Origin of the sequence: Micromonospora sp. NPDC048871 (assembly GCF_043198155.1) — a bacterium.
GTDB lineage: Bacteria > Actinomycetota > Actinomycetes > Mycobacteriales > Micromonosporaceae > Micromonospora.
Window position 1 is genome coordinate 490,087 of sequence record NZ_JBICUM010000002.1, and the last position, 16,203, is coordinate 506,289.

Sequence of the window (16,203 nt, forward strand, 5' to 3'; positions counted from 1 at the left end):
CCGCCCGTGCGGCACACCCTACTCAAATTTCCTTGGCCTCGAGGGCCGGTGGACGGGCGTGGCGGGGTTCGATGGCCGGGCTGAGGCGACGGCGACGGGTCGGCAGCATGAGCGTCGGGTGGGACACCCCCCAGGCCGCGCCCCGACAGACGAGTTCCTTGTAGCGGGCGGCCCACCAGCCCCGGAAGTGCACCCCCCTGGCCCGGTCGTCGGCGGTCACCCACTGGGTGATGCCGTCCCGTCGGCCGAGGCTGATGCACTGGTTGTAGTAGCGGATCGACATCCTGGGCACCGGCCGACCGGTCAACCGGGCCGCGATGGCGTCCGCCGCCTGCCAGGCCATCGGGACTCCGGAGGCGCAGGACATCCGCAGCGGCCTGCCGCCCGGCCCCTCGGCGCAGGCGGCGTCGCCGATGGCGTACACCTCGGGGTGCGACACCGAGCGCATGGTGGCGTCCACGAGGATCTGCCCGGTGGGTGCGGTCCGCACGGCCATGCCGGCGACCAGAGAGGGTACGGCGAAGCCGGCGCACCAGACGGTCACCTGGGCCGGGATGAGCCCCTCGGTGCCGGTGACCGCGCCGGTGGCCCGGACCTCGGTGATGTCGGTGTGCTCGTGGACGGTGATGCCCAGCCGGTCGCACACCTTCCGCAGGTGGCGGCGGGCCCCCTCGTCCAGCCAGTCACCCAGGCCGCCCCGGGTGGCGAGCGCGACGTGCAGGTCAGGTCGGGCCTCGGCGATCTCGGTGGCCGCTTCCAGGCCGGTGAGGCCCCCACCGACGACCAGTACCCGGCCGCCCGCCTCCAGGGCGGCCAGGCGTTCACGCAGCCGCTGCGCGGACTGGGCGCCGGCCACGTCGTAGGCGTGGTCGGCGCCGCCGGGGTGCTCGGCGGCGGTGCTGCCCAGGGCGTAGACGAGGGTGTCGTAGCCGATCTCGGACGAGGTGTCGGCCTCGGCTAGGGTGACGATCCTGCGGTCGACATCGACCCCGGTGACCCGGGCCAGTCGGACCCGTACCCCGGTGCCGGTGTAGAGGTCCCGCAGCGGACGGACGGCTAGATCCGCCCCGACGGCGAGTTGGTGCAGGCGGACCCGCTCGACGAAGTCGGCGGCGGCGTTGACGACGGTGATCTCGGTCTGGTCGGGGTGCAGTCGCCGGGCCAGGCGACCTGCGGCGATCGCCCCGGCGTAACCGGCACCGAGGACGACGATGCGATGGGTCATGCTCCCACTCCCTGTCTGCGGGCGGTGCCGCGCCGGCCGCTGGGGGCCGGTCGTCGGCGTACGCCTTCTGAACCGGGCAGCCCGGCGATTGCTGACAGGGATCGGGTGTGGTCCCGGTCACCACCGGTCCAGGACGGGTTCGGCCGGGGGGCTGGCCGACCAGAGCCGGGTGATGCGGGCCAGCTTGTCGGGGTTGGCCTGGGCGCGCACGGCCGCCACCCCCTCGGGGGTCACCTCCAGCGCCAGTACCCCGACGATCCGGTCGCCGACGACGACCACCACGGCCGGTTCGCCGTTGACGATCTCGGCGTACATGGTGGCGGATCCCCCGAGCACCTTCCGCCGCAGGTCGACGGCCTGGAAGAGTCCGCGCAGCAACCTGGCCACCGCCAGCGCACCGACGACCGGGGTGGACCGGGCGGGGACCTTCCCACCACCGTCACCGACGCTCACCGCGTCCTCGGTCAGCAACTCGACCAGCCGTGTGGTCTGACCACTGTTCGCGGCAGCCAGGAACTCCGCCACGATGTTGCGGGCGGCGGTCTGGTCGACCTGGACGCGGTGGCGACCGGCGGCCAGGTGCTGCTTGGCCCGCCGGTAGAGCTGCTGACAGTTGGCCTCGGTGAGGTCGAGGATCTCGGCGATCTCCGCGTGCGGGTAGCCGAAGGCGGCCCGCAGCACGTACACGGCGCGTTCATTGGCCGACAGCCGCTCCATCAGGGTCAGCACCGCCAGGGACACCGATTCCCGCTGCTCCACGGTGTCCACCGGGCCGAGCATCCGGTCCCCGGCCAGCAGGGGCTCCGGCAGCCACATGCCCACGTAGCTCTCCCGCCGGGCCCGGGCCGAGGTGAGCTGGTTGAGGCACAGGTTGGTGAGCACCTTGGTCAGCCACGCCACGGGCTGCTCGATCCGGGCGCGGTCGGCGGCCTGCCAGCGCAGGAAGGTCTCCTGGACCATGTCCTCGGCGTCCCCGGCCGAGCCGAGCAGGCGGTAGGCCACCGCCTCCAGCCGACCCCTGGCCCCCTCGAACAGTTCCACGTCCTGCGCGCTGAGCGACATGTTCCGAGTGTCACCCATCCGGGTGAGGTGCCCGCTACCCGCCCGGCGGACGGCTGTCACCGGCTAGCAGGTGGATGCCGAGGGGGGTCAGCCGGTGCACCTTGGCGCCGCCGAGACGTTCGCTGGTGATCAGCCCGGCGGCCCGCAGCGCGGCGGCGTGTTCGGAGGCCGAGGAGACGCTGATGCCGAGGTGTCGACCCACCGCCGTGGTGGTGTGCCGGCCGGGTTCGGCCAGTCGGCGCAGCACGGCCGCCCGGGTGCCGCCGAGCAGTTGGGCCAGGGGGTCCGTCCTGGTCGGTGGGGGTTCGGGCGGGGCGATGACCGGGTACACCAGCAGCACCGGCTGTCCGGTTCGGACCAGCACCCGGGGGCGCAGACCGGCCAGTGGACCGGGGATGAGCAGGATGCCCTCACCGTTTCCGGTCAGCTCCGCGCTCCACCAACTGTCGATCTCCAGGATCGGCGGACGCCACCGGATCGCCGGGTGCAGTTCGTTGAGCAGGCCGTCCACTCCGGATCGGGCGTAGGTGCGGGCCCGCAGGTCGACATGCGCCCGGTGGGCCGCGGTCAGGTGCGACCAGGCCGGGGCGAGCACGGCGTCGAAGTAGTGGTCCACCGCCGTCATCAGCAGATCCAGCATCTCCGGGTCGGCCGACACGAACCGCCGCCGCCACAGGCTGGGCGGCAGTTTGGCGTACGTCTCGGTGAGCTCTGCGGTGATCTGGCGACGCGGGGTGGCCCGGATGGTCTCGATGCCGGCGGCCACCGACTCGATCCCCTGCACCGGGGTGAGGAAGTCGGGCAGCAGGCCCCGGGCCGGCAGCAGGTGGCGCAGGGCGGCGGTGCTCGCCGAGGCGGCCTGGGCACGGGCGGCCATCTCCGGCATCCGCGCGGCCACCACCGGATCCCGCAGGGCCTGGCTGGCCAGGATCGTGTTGCCGACCGGATGTGGACGGCTACCGAACCGGATCCGGGTCAGGTCCGCCGCAGTGAGCCGCAGGGAGATCACCCCTCAAGGTTGCCAGCAGTTCCGGGCGTACGCCGAGGGGGGGCAAGCGTTTTCCGGGTACGCCGGAGGGACCCGGGGTGCTTTTCGGCGTACGCCGAAAGGGTTGTCGGGGTGTCGGCCCGCCGGTGAGAGTGAGGCAGACCAACGGCCGGGAGGGGGCGGCATGCGTCGGCTGCTCGGGTGGTGCGTGTCGGTTTGCCTGGTGGTGGGGGCCGCGGCGTGTGGTAGTGGCGATGTGCAAACGCCACCCACGACGACGGGGGCGGCCCCCGCCGTGTCGCCGGGCCCAGGGCAACATGCCCTGACCCTGAACCATGACGGGGTGAGCCGGGGTTACCGACTTCACGCACCGCCCGGGTACGTCCCCGGGCGGCCGGTGGACCTTCTTCACCACCATCCGCGCCGGACCTGACCCACGTCGGGGTGTTTCGTCCGGGTGGTGCCGGGAATGTGCGTTCGCCGGTACTACCCGAGAGGCGGCCCAGGTGAGCGCAGGACATGTCGGCACTCTGGTGCCAGCCGACCCGTGGCCCCTGCCCCGCAACGCCACCGTGGCGGACCACATCGTGCAGCGACTGGCCTGCTGGGGGGTACGCCGGTACTTCGGCTACCCCGGCGACGGCATCAACGGCATGACCTCCGCCCTGCAACGCACCGGCCAGCAGACCCAGTTCGTCCAGGTACGCCACGAGGAGACCGCCGGCTTCGCCGCCTCGGCCCACGTCAAGTACGGCGGCGGGCCGATCGGGGCCGTACTGGTCACCAGCGGGCCGGGGGCCATCCACGCCCTCAACGGCCTGTACGACGCCAAGCTGGACCACCAGCCGGTGGTGGCCCTGGTCGGGCACACCGCCTCGACCGCCGAGGGAGGAGGCTACTACCAGGAGGTGGACCTGCTGGCCCTCTACAAGGACGTCGCGGCGGCCTTCCTGGCCCAACTGGACCATCCCTCCCAGGTACGGCACCTGGTGGACCGGGCCTGCCGCACGGCCCTGGCCCGGCGTACGGTCGCCGCGTTGGTGCTCCCCCTGGACGTGCAGGACCTGGCCGCCGTCCCGGATCCACCGCACGCCCACGGCTTCTACCACACCAGCAGCGTGCCCAGCACCGGCCCGACCGTGCCGCCGGAGGCCGACATCCGGCACGCCGCCGAGGTGCTGCGCGGTGGCGAGCGGGTGGCCATGCTGGTCGGCCAAGGGGCGATCGGCGCCGAGACCGAGGTACGCGAGATCGCCCACCGCCTCGGCGCCGGGGTGGCCACCGCCCTGCTCGGGTTCACCGTGGTGGACCACCGGGAGCCCTGGGTGACCGGGGCGATCGGTCTGCTCGGCACCCGCCCTAGCTGGCAGCTGATGAACGAGTGCGACCGGCTGCTGATCGTCGGCAGCAACATGCCGTACTCGGAGTTCTATCCCCCACCCGGTCAGGCCCGGGGGGTGCAGATCGACCACGACGGCACCCAACTGGGCCTGCGGTACCCGACCGAGGTGAACCTGACCGGGGACGCCGCACCCACCCTGCGGGCCCTGCTGCGCGAACTGGGCCCCGGCCCCGGGCCGACCCGCTGGCGACAGACCATCGCCGGGGCCACCGCCGCCTGGCGGCAGTCCCAGCGGAAACTCGCCGAGCAGAACGCCGACCCGGTCAACCCGCAACGGTGGTTCGCCAGCCTCAGCGAACGGCTGCCCGAGGACGTGCTACTCGCCGTGGACTGCGGCACCACCACCGCCTGGTACGCCCGACACGTCAAGGTCCGCCCCGGGATGCTGGCCAGCCTCTCCGGCACCCTGCTGTCCATGGGCGGAGCCATGCCGTACGCCCTGGCCGCGAAGTTCGCCCACCCGGACCGGCCGCTGGTGGCCCTGATCGGGGACGGGGCGATGCAGATGAACGGGGTCAACGAACTGATCACGGTGGCGAAGTACTGGCGGGGCTGGGCCGACCCCCGGTTCGTGGTGCTGGTGCTCAACAACCGGGATCTGGCCTTCGTCAGCTGGGAACAGCGCTCCAGCGAGGGCACCCCGATGTTCCCGGACAGCCAGCAGTTGCCGGACATCGGCTACCACCGCTGGGCCGAGGTCCTGGGGCTGCACGGTGAGATGGTGGACCGCCCCGATCAGGTGGCCGGGGCCTGGGAGCGGGCGTTGAACGCCGACCGCCCCACCGTCATCAACGCCCTGGTCGACCCGGCCGAGCTGATGATGCCCCCACACTTCACCGCCGAACAGGCCCGCAACACCGCCGCCGCGATCCTGCGCGGCGACACCGACTGGGCCGGCATCATCCGCCGCGGCCTACCCACCATGGTCACCACCTACCGCCCCCGCCGAGCATGAAAGGAAGGGCACCTTATTAACGCCTGGCGTATAGGAAGGGCCCCTTGCTAACAAAGCACGCCGGCGCTGCGGCCGTCAGCCTCGGCCTTGCAGCCAGCGGGGCAGGTCGGACTCCGGGTCGGATCCCGGGTCGGGTGAGCGGGGCGTGGTCGAGGGGGCGCGCTCGATCGGACGACGCTCGACCGGGCGGCGGGGGTCGCCGACCAGGGTGCGGCTGGGGGCGGTGAAGGACTCAGCCGGTTCGCCGTCGATCGCCGTACGGATGATCCGGGCCACCGCCTCGATGACCCGGGCCTGCACGGCGGAGCCGACCAGGTCGGTGGGGTCGTCCGGATTGGCGGCGATGCCGGCCACCGCCACCTGCGGGGTGAAGCCGACGAAGGTCTCCGTGGCGGCCTGCTCGGAGCTGCCGGTCTTACCGGCCACCGGACGCCCGTCGAGGATGCGGTTCACCGCAGTGGCCGTACCACCGTTGCACTGCGCGAACGCCGACTGCTGACCCACCGGGCAGCGCGCCGCGTCGGTGGCGGCCCGCGCCACGTCCGGGTCGAGCACCTGCCGGCAGGAGGGGTCACCGACCGGCAGCCGCTGCCCGTCCGGCGCGGTCACCGACACCACGGGCAACGGCGCGCAGTACGTGCCCTCGGCCGCCACGGTGGCGTACGCGTTGGCCAGGTCCAGCGGGGTGGTGGCGGACACGCCGAGGGTGAAGGCCCCCCAGTTGGACGCGTTGTCCTCGGCAAAGCGCGCGTCGGCCTCGGCGCGGAAGGTGATGCCCAGCCGCTGGGCCATCTCGACCACCTTGTCCTGGCCGACCTGCTCGGCCAGCCAGACGAAGTACGTGTTGACCGAGCGGCCGAAGCCGTCCCACATCATCCGGTAGCCGTTCATCCACTGCGGGTTGGCGTTCGCCGGGCACCACTGGCCGTTGCAGCTGCTGTCGTCGGTGCCGGCGGCGTACCGGGTGGGCAGCCTGCTGGGCGCGTCGAAACCGGTCGCCAGGGTACGCCCGGACTCCAGGGCAGCCAGCATGGTGAACAGCTTGAAGGTCGAGCCGGCCTGATAACCGGCGACGCTGCCGCCACCGGAGATCAGCGGGTTGACGGTGTTCGGGTAGTTGACCTGCCCATCCGGGTTGTCGTCCAGGCTGTAGTGCCGGTTGACCGCCATGGCGAGGATCCGACCGGTGCCCGGTTCGACCGCGGCGATCGGCACCGCGCGCTTGTTGTCGTACCCGTAGATGCTGGTGGCCTGCTGCTGCGCGGTCTTCTGGATCTGCGGGTCGAGGGTGGTGACCACGTTGTAGCCACCCCGGCGCAGCGCCTGCTCCCGCTCGGCGACGGTGTCGCCGAAGGCCGGCTGCTCCAACCACCAGCGGCGCAGGTAGTCACAGAAGAAGCCCCACCCGTCGCGGGAGCTGACCGTGGCCGCGCAGCCGTTGGCCTGGTCGCTGGGGTCCAGCTTCAACTTCTCGGCTTTCGCGCTCCTCGCCTGCTCGGCGGTGATCGCCCCGGTGGCGACCATGGCATCCAGGACGTACCCCCGCCGGGTCAGCGCCGCGTCGGCGTCACCGTCGATCGGGCTGTACGCCTCCGGCGCCTGCACCAGACCGGCGAGCAGGGCCGCCTCGGCGAGGGTCAGGTCCGCCGGTGCCTTGGAGAAGTAGCGCTGGCTGGCGGCGGCGATGCCGTACGCCCCGGAACCGAAGTACGCGATGTTCAGGTAGCGGTTGAGGATCTCGTCCTTGCCGAGGCTCTGTTCCAGGGCGTTGGCGTACCGGATCTCCTGGATCTTGCGCCCGATGGTCGGCGCGGTGGCCTCGGCCCGTTCCTCCGCGGTGCGGTTCGGGTCGGTCTTGAGCACGTTGCGCACGTACTGCATGGTCAGCGTCGAGCCCCCCTGCTCGGTGCCGGAGGTGGCGTTGCTGACCAGGGCCCGCGCCATGCCGCGCAGGTCGACCCCGCCGTGGTCGTAGAAGCGGCGGTCCTCGGCGGCCACGATGGCCTGGCGCATCACCGGCGCGATCTCCACCAGCGGCACGTCCGTGCGGTTGACGTCGTAGAAGGTGGTGATCAACGTCTTGCCGTCGTTGGCGTAGAGGTAGGAACGCTGCGGGGTGGCCGGGGTCCGCAAGGCGTCCGGCAGTGCGGCGTAGTTACCGAGCGCGGCCTGGGCGGCGAAGCCGAACACCAGATTGACCGGCAGTACGGCGACCGCCAGCACGAGTCCGGCGAGCACGCCGGTCAGCAGCACGGTGAACAGCCGCGACAGCGGCGTAGGGGAGGCCATGGTCCCCAGGATTGCCGCGAAAGCCACCTACCGACCACCTCAACGGCCGGGTTGTCAGCCAATTCACGGCAAGCCTCCAGCACTCTTTGCCCTGGTCAGGCCGGGCCGGGGCCGATCGGGCCGGGTGGGCGGGCCGTGGCGACGCTGGCGCTGGCCGCGTCGTAGAGGATCTCCCGGGGCATCAGCCGCCCGGAACGGTACGCGATGCCGATGCTGGCGATCAGCACGAAGATCGCCCCGAAGGTCTGCAAGGAACCGATCAACGCGCCCCCCAGACCCAGCAGCGGGCTGGCGATCATCAGCATGACGCCGTCGCCGATGCTGAACGCCCCCGACCGGGCCACCGCCCAACCGGTGCACAGCCAGCCCAGGCTGTAGCAGGTGGCGCCCACCAGCACCAGGGTCCGTGCGGTGGTACCGAAGACCGGTGTCTGTTCGGCCAGCCCGGCGAACGGCAGCATCAGCACCGTACCGGCGATGCTGATCAGCAGTCCGGCGACGGCGGAATGACGGCTGCGGGTGGCGGCCAGCAGGCCGGTCAGCCCGAGCAGGGCCAGCAGGCCGAGCCAGACCGCGGCCACCCAGCCGACCAGGTACAGGGCCCGCCCGTCGGCCGGGTAGGGATCATTGCCGACCCCGCCGTCGCTGGCCATCGCGACCAGACCATAAAGAATCGCGTACGCCGGCAGCAGCCAGACCGCCGCTCGGGCCAGCCGGCGCAGTGACCAGGCCCAACTGGCGTTGGTGGCCGGCCTGGGTGGGCCCGGGTCGTCGACGAAGGGCAGTACCCCGAAGCCACCCCCGGTCCGCCGGGTACCCAACGGGCCCTGGGGATCGTGCTTGCCCGGCACCTGCGGCGCGGACCACAAACGGCGCAGCGGATCCATGCCTCACCTCGCTCATCCACAGACCTCGCGCGGGACGCACCCGAGAGCGCCCCGGTGCCCCAGGCCGGACCGGCCCTACGACCGATGGTGGCAAACACCGCAGCCCGCCATGAGGCTTTCTCGCATTACCGATGCCGAAGATCGACTCCGTTACGCCGAAACGGCGGGGTCAAGGCGGGCCGGACCGCGCCGTTACGGCGTAACGGCGGGGACCACGCCAGCCGGACCGCGCCATAACGGCGAAACGGCGGGCGCGCCCAGGGGATGGGCGCGCCCGCCGGCTGTGCGGGAGGATCAGGCGCGTTCGCGTTGGTCGGTCGGGTCGTTGAGCAGGCTGGTCGGCGAGACCGGCTCCGGGGCGGGCAGCCCCTGCGGGGTCTTGCCGCCGGTGGCCTGCGCCTCGGCCACCCGTACCTCGTTGTGGATCTCCTGGGCGGCAGCGGCGGCGGCCTGGGCCGCCTCGGCGGCCTCGCGCTCGACGGCGCTGGCGTCGTCGGAGGCCTTCGGGCTCGGCGCGTCGCCGACCATCTGGCTCAGCCCGCCGAGTGCGCCGCCCATGCCCTCCAGGGCCTTGGTCAGCTCGGCCGGCACGATCCACACCTTGTTGGCGGTGCCGTTGGCGATCTGCGGCAGGGCCTGGAGGTACTGGTAGGCGAGCACCTTCTGGCTCGGGTTGGCGGTGTGGATCGCGTCGAAGACGGTACGGATCGCCTTGGCCTGGCCCTCCGCCTGGAGGATCCGGGCCTGCCGGTCACCGTCGGCGCGCAGCACCGCGGCCTGCTTCTCACCCTCGGCGGTGAGGATCTGCGACTGCTTGTGCCCCTCGGCGTTGAGGATCGCGGCGCGGCGGTCCCGCTCGGCGCGCATCTGCTTCTCCATCGAGTCACGGATGCTCGGCGGCGGCTCGATCGCCTTGATCTCCACCCGGGTCACCTTGATGCCCCACCGACCGGTGGTCTCGTCCAGCACCCCGGACAGGTGCCGGTTGATCTCCTCGCGGCTGGTCAGCGCCCGCTCCAGGTCCAGCGAGCCGATCACGTTACGCAGGGTGGTGACGGTGAGCTGCTCGATGGCCTGGAGGAAGTTGGAGATCTCGTAGGTGGCCCGGACCGAGTCGACCACCTTGAAGTACAGGACGGTGTCGATCGACACGACCAGGTTGTCCGAGGTGATCACCGGCTGCGGCGGGAAGCTGACCACCTGCTCCCGCATGTCGACCTTGGTACGCACCGAGTCGACGAACGGCACGAGCAGGTTCAGCCCCGGGTTGAGGGTGCGCTTGTAGCGACCCAGCCGCTCGACCACGTCCTGGCGCTGCTGCGGGACGATCCGCAGCGCCTTGGCCAGGGTGATCACCCCGATCAGGGCGATACCTATCAAAAGGACGGGAATCACGAGTTCCATCCGGTCACCTCTCCACTTCGGGTAGCTCAGTGGGCGTCGCAACATCCCGCCAGACCAGGGCTACCGCTCCCTTGACCTGAATAACCTGCACCCGTTCGCCGGGAGCCAAAACCTGGGTGCCGTCGTAGGCTCGGGCGGTCCACACCTCGCCGTCGATCTTCACCATGCCCTTGTCGGAGTCGACCTGCTCCAACACCAGGGCGGTGGAGCCCTCGATCGCCTCGATCCCGAACGCGGTGTCGCCGCTCTCCAACGCCGACTGCCTGTGTCGCCGGATCACCGGCCGCGCCGCCAGGACGGTCAGCGCCGAGACGGCCGCGAAGACGACCGCCTGCACCGCCACCGGAGCACCGAGCGCGGCGGCACCGGCAGCGGCGAACGCACCGACCGCGAACATGAGCACGAACAGGGTCGCCGTGAAGATCTCAGCGACCGCCAGCACCACGCCCAGCACGATCCAGAACACGGCATCCATAACACGATCGTGACATGGGAATGCACGTGTCATCGAATTGACATGATCGTAAGCTCTCGGTCACCACTACGGAGGGTAGAAGATGTCGCTACGTCCGGAAACCGCCCGTCAGCTCGACGTCCTGGTGGCCGAGGCCCAGTTGACCGGTCACGTTCCGTCATTGATCGTCGGGGTGATCCGCGACGGCGCTCTGGTCCATCTGAGCGCCGCCGGCACCCACCCGACTCCCGACGCCGACCTGCAGTTTCGGATCGGTTCGATCACCAAGACGATGACCGCGGCGCTGATCATGCAGGAACGCGACGCCGGTCGGCTGGCGCTCGACGACCCCCTGCGGCGGCATCTGCCGGAGGCCGAGGCGGCCGGGCCGGTCACCCTGCGGCAGTTGCTCGGACACATCAGCGGTCTGCAACGGGAGCCGGACGGACCGTGGTGGGAACGTAGCGACGGGGTCGATCTACGTACGCTGCTGGCCGGATTCTCCGCCGCGAAGGTCGCGTACCCCCCGCACCGCGCCTTCCACTACTCCAACCTGGCGTACGGGCTGCTCGGCGGGGCCCTGGAACGGATCACGAAGACCCCGTGGGAGCAACTGCTGCGGGAGCGGATCCTCGACCCCCTGGGGATGCATCGCACCACCTACGCCGCCACCGCGCCGTTCGCCCCCGGCTATGTGGTGCACCCGTGGCACGACACCCTGCGGGAGGAACCGCTTACGGACACCGGGGCCATGGCACCGGCCGGGCAGCTCTGGTCCACCGTGGCGGACCTGGCCCGCTGGGCGGCCTTCCTGGCCGAGCCCGATCCGGCCGTCCTGGCCCCGCAGACCCTGGACGAGATGTGCGCCCCGATGGCGATGGTCGACCTGGACTCCTGGCGGGCCGGACGCGGGCTCGGACTGGCACTGCACCGCGAGGGCGAGCGGGTGTACGCCGGACACGGCGGCTCGATGCCCGGTTACCTGGCCGTGCTGGAGGTGCATCGCCCCAGTCGTACCGCGGTGGTCGGTTTCGCCAACGCGTACGCCTTCCGGGTCGGCGGTCTCGGCACCCTGGGCCGGCAGCTGCTCACCCAGGTCCTGGACGCCGAACCGACGCCGCCCCGAGCCTGGTCGCCGGTCGACACACCGCCCCCGGCCGACGTGGCCGCCCTGACCGGCCGCTGGTGGTGGATGGGCATTCCCCTGGACCTCGTCTGGGACGCCACTACCGGGGAACTGGTCGGGACCATGCCGGGTGATCCGGTCAGCCGCTACCGCCCGGAAGGCCCGGACCGGTGGCGGGCCGTCAGCGGCGAGGAACACGGCGAGGTGCTGGCCGTGCTCCGCGACCAGACGGGCCGCCCGGTGACCCTGGACATCGCCACCTTCGTCTTCACCCGCTCCCCCGACCAAATCCCCTGACCCACCTGCCCACCCGCGTTGATCATGAGGTTGCCGGTACAGGAAAGCGGTGTCCCCGCCGCTAGCCTCATGATCAACGCAGCGGGCCCGGGTCGGGGTGGGGGGTGTTATGGCGCGGTGGAGCGGACGACCACCGCGTCCGGGACCGGCGGGGCCGGTTCCGGGGGGCGGCGGGCCAGGCGGCGGACCGCGGTGTTGAGCACGGCGATCAACGGTACGGCGACGAGTGCTCCGACGATGCCGTCGAGCACCACCCCGGCGGTCACCGCCAGCACCACCGGCAGCGGGTGCAGGGCCACCGCCCGACCCATGATCCAGGGCTGGAGGACGTTGCCCTCCAGCTGCTGCACCACGATCACCGCCCCGAGAATCGCCAGGGCGGTGACCCAGCCGCTGTCGACCAGGGCGACCAGCACCGCCACCGCACCGGACAGGGTGGCACCGACGATCGGGATGAAGGCGCCGAGGAACACCAGTGCGGCCAGTGGGAAGGCGAACGGCACGTCGAACAGCACCAGGGCGATCCCGATGCCCAGCGCGTCGATGAAGGCCACCAGCACGGTGGCCCGGACGTAGGCCACCAGGGTCAACCAGGAGGCCCGACCGGCGTCGTCGGCCCGCCAACGGGCCGCCACCGGCAGCATCCCGACCAGGAACCGCCAGATCCGGTCACCGTCGCGCAGGAAGAAGAACATCGCGAACAGCACCAGCAGGGTGCCGGTGAACACCTCGAACACCGTGCCGGCGGTGTTGATCGCCCCGCTGGTCAGGGACTGACTGTTCTCGTTGATCCACTTCTGGCCGGCCTCGACGTAGCCGTTGAGCTGCCCGTCGGACAGCCCGAGGGGGCCGTCGCGCAACCAGTCCTGGATCTGCCCGATGCCGGCCGAGGCCCGCACACTCAGGTCGGGCAGACCGACGATGAACTGGTTGACCACCAGGGTCAGGGTGCCCACCACCGCGCCGAGCCCGCTGATCAGCACCACCGCAGTGGCCAGGCTCCGGGGTACCCGCAACCGCAGCAGCCACCCGACCGCCGGGGCCAGCAGGGCGGTCAGCAGCAGGGCCACCAGCAGGGGAACGATGACGATGCGAACGGTGCCCATCAGGCGCAGCAGCGCCCAGCCGACCACCCCGATCACGATCAGCCGCCAGGACCAGGCGGCGGCGATCCGCAGTGCCTTCGGCACATCGGAGTCGTCCCGGCTGGTCGTCGAGCCACCGCCGTCGACCGGCGGCACGGGCTGCCAGGGCGGCGGGACGGCGACCGCCTCTTGGGCGCGGATCGCCGCTCGTTCGCGCTGTCGCTCGCGGGCGGCGCGTACGGACGCGCGTCCCACCTGGAACGCCTGACGCACCCGCCGTCGCGGCTGCTCGAAGCGGCTCAACCGGCACCCCCGGGAGTGGTAGGGATCAGGCGGTACACCGTAGCGCCTGCGGCCCCGCCCGACACAGACCGCCGAGGGCGCGGATCAGCCCGGCTCGGTGACGAAATCGATCAACCGCTCCATGGCGTTGATCAGCGGGGTCTCCACCTCCGCGTAGGTGTTGACCCGGGACAGGATGTGCCGCCACATGTCGGCCGGCTCGGCGACCCCTAGCGCCGCGCAGACCCCCTCCTTCCACGGCCGCCCCGGCGGCACCACCGGCCACGCCCGGATGCCCAGCGCCGCCGGCTTCACCGCCTGCCACACATCGACGTACGGATGCCCGGTGACCAGCACGTGTGGCGAGGTCACCCGGGCCACTATCCGGCTCTCCTTCGAGCCGGGCACGAGATGGTCGACGAGAACGCCGAGCCGCCGGTGCGGGGCCGGGCCGAACTCGCGTACCGCGGCGTCCAGGTCGTCGATGCCCTCCAGGGGTTCCACCACCACGCCCTCGATGCGTAGGTCGTCGCCCCAGATCCGCTCGACCAGGGCGGCGTCGTGCACCCCCTCCACCCAGATCCGGCTGGCCCGGGCGACGCGGGCGCGTGCCCCCTCGACCGCTACGGAACCCGAGGCGGTACGCCGACGCGCGGCCGGCACCGGCGCCCGGGCGGGTCGGCGCAGGGTGACCGGCTGACCGTCGAGCAGGAAGGCGGCGGGACGCAGCGGGAAGTTGCGCCGCTTACCGTGCCGGTCCTCCAGCACCACCGCACCGGACTCGAACCCGACCACCGCGCCACAGAAACCCGAATCGGCGTCCTCGACCACCAGGTCCGCCTCGGCGTCGACCTCCGGAATCACCTTCCGCCGCCGCCAGTCCCCCGCCAGAACGTCCTCGCCATACCGCCGCCCCATCCCCGGCACGCTAGTCCCACCCACCCGACCCCACATCTCGACGCGCCGCCCACCCCGCCCTCTGGCCGCCGATCATGCACTTAGCGTCGCGACGAAAGGTGCAGAAGTGCATGAACCAGCGACCAAAAGTGCATGATCGACGGGGAGATGGCGGGGGTGGGAGGGGCGGGGTGGGAGGGGGTGGGAAGGGGTGGAGTGCGGCAGTCGAGACAGGGGCGGGCAAGAACACGTACTCTTTCGGCATGTCCACCCCCGCTGCGGGTGCGGCCATCCTTGCGCCGCGCCGGTCGAGCCGGTTCGTTGCCTGGGTGCGCGCATGGCGCGCCGGCCTGGTGCCCTTCGACGAAGTCGCCGACGAGGTCGCCGGTGACGAGGAGCACCTGGTCGCCGACGCACCCGGCACCTGGACGGACGTGCCCTTGCGGGAGGCCCTGCCCACCCTGGCCAAGCTCTCGCCGGACGAGATCCGGCTGGTGCTGCCGGCCCCGGGCGACCCCCGTGGCCTGCCCGGCCCGGGTGACTTCGCCGGGGCCGCCCTGGTCACCGGCGAGGCCGTCATCGCCGGCCCGATGGGCCTGATCCCGGAGGTACGGGTGCACACCTCCGGCTCCGGGGACACCTTCGAGACCGTGCTCTGGCGGGTGTACCCCCTGCCGGCCAACGCCCCGGCCGCCGCGCTCACCCTGCCCGGCGCTGCCGAGGCGGAGGCGGAGCTGGCCGCCGCGCTCGCCGACACGACCGCGGCACTGACCCGACTGGACATCGCCCAGTGGCGTCCCGAGCTGGCCGGGGCCCTGGAGGCCCTGCGCCGCCCGGACGGCACCACCGACCTGCCGCCCGGCTTCGACCCGCGATCGCGCCGGTTGTTCGCCCGGGCCGCCGTACTCGACCGGGTGCTGGCCCTGGCCGGGCACGCCGCACCCGGCGGTGCGGTCAACAACCACGAGGCCCAGCAGCGCGATGCCGCCCTGCGCCCCCTGACCACGGCCTGCCGTCAGGCCCTCGTCGCCGCCTGCAACGCCCCCCTGCGGCCGTAGCCCGGAGGACCCCATGCCGTTCGTAACCTCCCGGGACGGGACGCGGATCGCCTACGAACGGGAGGGTGCCGGCCCGGCGCTGATCCTCATCGACGCCGCCGGGCACTTCCGGGCCAACAGCCCCCTGGACGAGTTGGCCGTCCTGCTGGCCCAGGACTTCACGGTCTACCGCTACGACCGGCGCGGCCGCGGGGACAGCGGCGACACCCCGCCGTACGCCCCGCAGCGCGAGGTCGAGGACCTGGCCGCCCTGATCGCCGAGGCGGGAGCACCGGTCTCGCTGTACGGGTACTCCTCGGGCTGTCTGCTCGCCCTGCACACGGCCGCCGCCGGTGTCGACGTACGACGATTGGCCCTGTTGGAGCCGCCACTGGACACGGACGACGACCGCGCCGAGGCGCGGGCCTTCACCGCGAAGCTGCGGGAGTCGGGCGGCGAGGAGGCGGTGGGGTTCTTCCTCACCGAGATCGGCGTACCGGACGACCTGCTGGCCGGGATGCGCGGCACCCCGCACTGGACAGCCATGGTCTCGGTGGCGCACACCCTGGCGTACGACAGTCTGCTCAGCGAAGCCACCGGCGCGGCACTGCTGCGGCGGGTGGCCACCCCCACGCTGGTGCTGCACAGCGCCGGCAGCACGGCCGACCTGACCGCGATGGCCGCCACCACGGCCGCCCTGCTGCCCGCCGCCGAACAACGCAGCCTGCCCGGCGAGTGGCACGGCGTACCGGCAGCGGTGCAGGCTCCGGTGCTGGCCGACTTCCTGCGCCGCGACACCGAGCCCGCCTGACC

Annotated in this window: 13 protein-coding genes; 4 read left to right on the forward strand and 9 right to left on the reverse strand. The window is 71.9% G+C overall.

What is annotated here, in order from left to right; genetic code table 11:
* Nucleotides 1–22: 22 nt before the first annotated feature.
* The 3 genes from ACGFIK_RS06840 to ACGFIK_RS06850 form a co-directional block, all read right to left on the reverse strand.
* Complete coding sequence (locus tag ACGFIK_RS06840; protein WP_327025058.1) at nt 23–1,225, reverse strand: FAD-dependent oxidoreductase; 1,203 nt, start codon at nt 1,223–1,225, stop codon at nt 23–25.
* Between the two features lie 117 nt (nt 1,226–1,342).
* Nucleotides 1,343–2,287, reverse strand: coding sequence for an RNA polymerase sigma-70 factor (locus ACGFIK_RS06845; protein WP_327025057.1), 945 nt, complete (start codon nt 2,285–2,287; stop codon nt 1,343–1,345).
* Nucleotides 2,288–2,321: 34 nt separating this feature from the next.
* Nucleotides 2,322–3,296, reverse strand: coding sequence for a winged helix-turn-helix domain-containing protein (locus tag ACGFIK_RS06850; protein WP_327025056.1), 975 nt, complete (start codon nt 3,294–3,296; stop codon nt 2,322–2,324).
* Nucleotides 3,297–3,781: 485 nt separating this feature from the next.
* Here ACGFIK_RS06850 and ACGFIK_RS06855 point away from each other — a divergent pair, with 485 nt between their 5' ends.
* Nucleotides 3,782–5,632, forward strand: a complete 1,851-nt coding sequence (locus ACGFIK_RS06855; RefSeq protein ID WP_393338140.1) for a thiamine pyrophosphate-requiring protein — start codon at nt 3,782–3,784, stop codon at nt 5,630–5,632.
* A gap of 75 nt (nt 5,633–5,707) precedes the next feature.
* On the opposite strand, the gene ACGFIK_RS06860 is transcribed toward ACGFIK_RS06855, so the two are convergent.
* The 4 genes from ACGFIK_RS06860 to ACGFIK_RS06875 form a co-directional block, all read right to left on the reverse strand.
* A complete protein-coding gene (locus ACGFIK_RS06860) occupies nt 5,708–7,921 on the reverse strand; it encodes a transglycosylase domain-containing protein (RefSeq protein ID WP_393338545.1) in 2,214 nt (737 codons plus the stop codon).
* 95 nt (nt 7,922–8,016) lie between these two features.
* Entirely contained in the window at nt 8,017–8,808 is a 792-nt protein-coding gene (locus ACGFIK_RS06865; protein WP_327025054.1) for a hypothetical protein, read from the reverse strand.
* Nucleotides 8,809–9,102: 294 nt separating this feature from the next.
* On the reverse strand, nt 9,103–10,212 hold the full coding sequence (locus ACGFIK_RS06870; protein ID WP_357529716.1) for an SPFH domain-containing protein: 1,110 nt from the start codon (nt 10,210–10,212) through the stop codon (nt 9,103–9,105).
* A gap of 4 nt (nt 10,213–10,216) precedes the next feature.
* Complete coding sequence (locus tag ACGFIK_RS06875) at nt 10,217–10,687, reverse strand: NfeD family protein (RefSeq protein ID WP_327025052.1); 471 nt, start codon at nt 10,685–10,687, stop codon at nt 10,217–10,219.
* An 82-nt stretch (nt 10,688–10,769) separates the two neighbouring features.
* On the opposite strand from ACGFIK_RS06875, the gene ACGFIK_RS06880 reads away from it, so the two are divergent.
* Nucleotides 10,770–12,089 (forward strand): serine hydrolase domain-containing protein, encoded by a 1,320-nt coding sequence (locus ACGFIK_RS06880; protein WP_393338143.1) that lies wholly within the window; start codon nt 10,770–10,772, stop codon nt 12,087–12,089.
* Nucleotides 12,090–12,196: 107 nt separating this feature from the next.
* On the opposite strand, the gene ACGFIK_RS06885 is transcribed toward ACGFIK_RS06880, so the two are convergent.
* Nucleotides 12,197–13,477 carry an AI-2E family transporter gene (locus ACGFIK_RS06885; protein WP_327025050.1) on the reverse strand — a complete coding sequence of 427 codons (1,281 nt, stop codon included), beginning with the start codon at nt 13,475–13,477 and terminating at the stop codon, nt 12,197–12,199.
* 84 nt (nt 13,478–13,561) lie between these two features.
* The gene (locus ACGFIK_RS06890) at nt 13,562–14,374 is read right to left on the reverse strand and encodes a DUF3097 domain-containing protein (protein ID WP_327025049.1); all 813 of its coding nucleotides are present in this window, start codon (nt 14,372–14,374) and stop codon (nt 13,562–13,564) included.
* Nucleotides 14,375–14,616: 242 nt separating this feature from the next.
* Here ACGFIK_RS06890 and ACGFIK_RS06895 point away from each other — a divergent pair, with 242 nt between their 5' ends.
* Nucleotides 14,617–15,411, forward strand: coding sequence for a hypothetical protein (locus tag ACGFIK_RS06895; protein WP_327025048.1), 795 nt, complete (start codon nt 14,617–14,619; stop codon nt 15,409–15,411).
* 13 nt (nt 15,412–15,424) lie between these two features.
* Nucleotides 15,425–16,201, forward strand: a complete 777-nt coding sequence (locus ACGFIK_RS06900; protein ID WP_327025047.1) for an alpha/beta hydrolase — start codon at nt 15,425–15,427, stop codon at nt 16,199–16,201.
* The last annotated feature ends 2 nt before the right edge of the window (nt 16,202–16,203 follow it).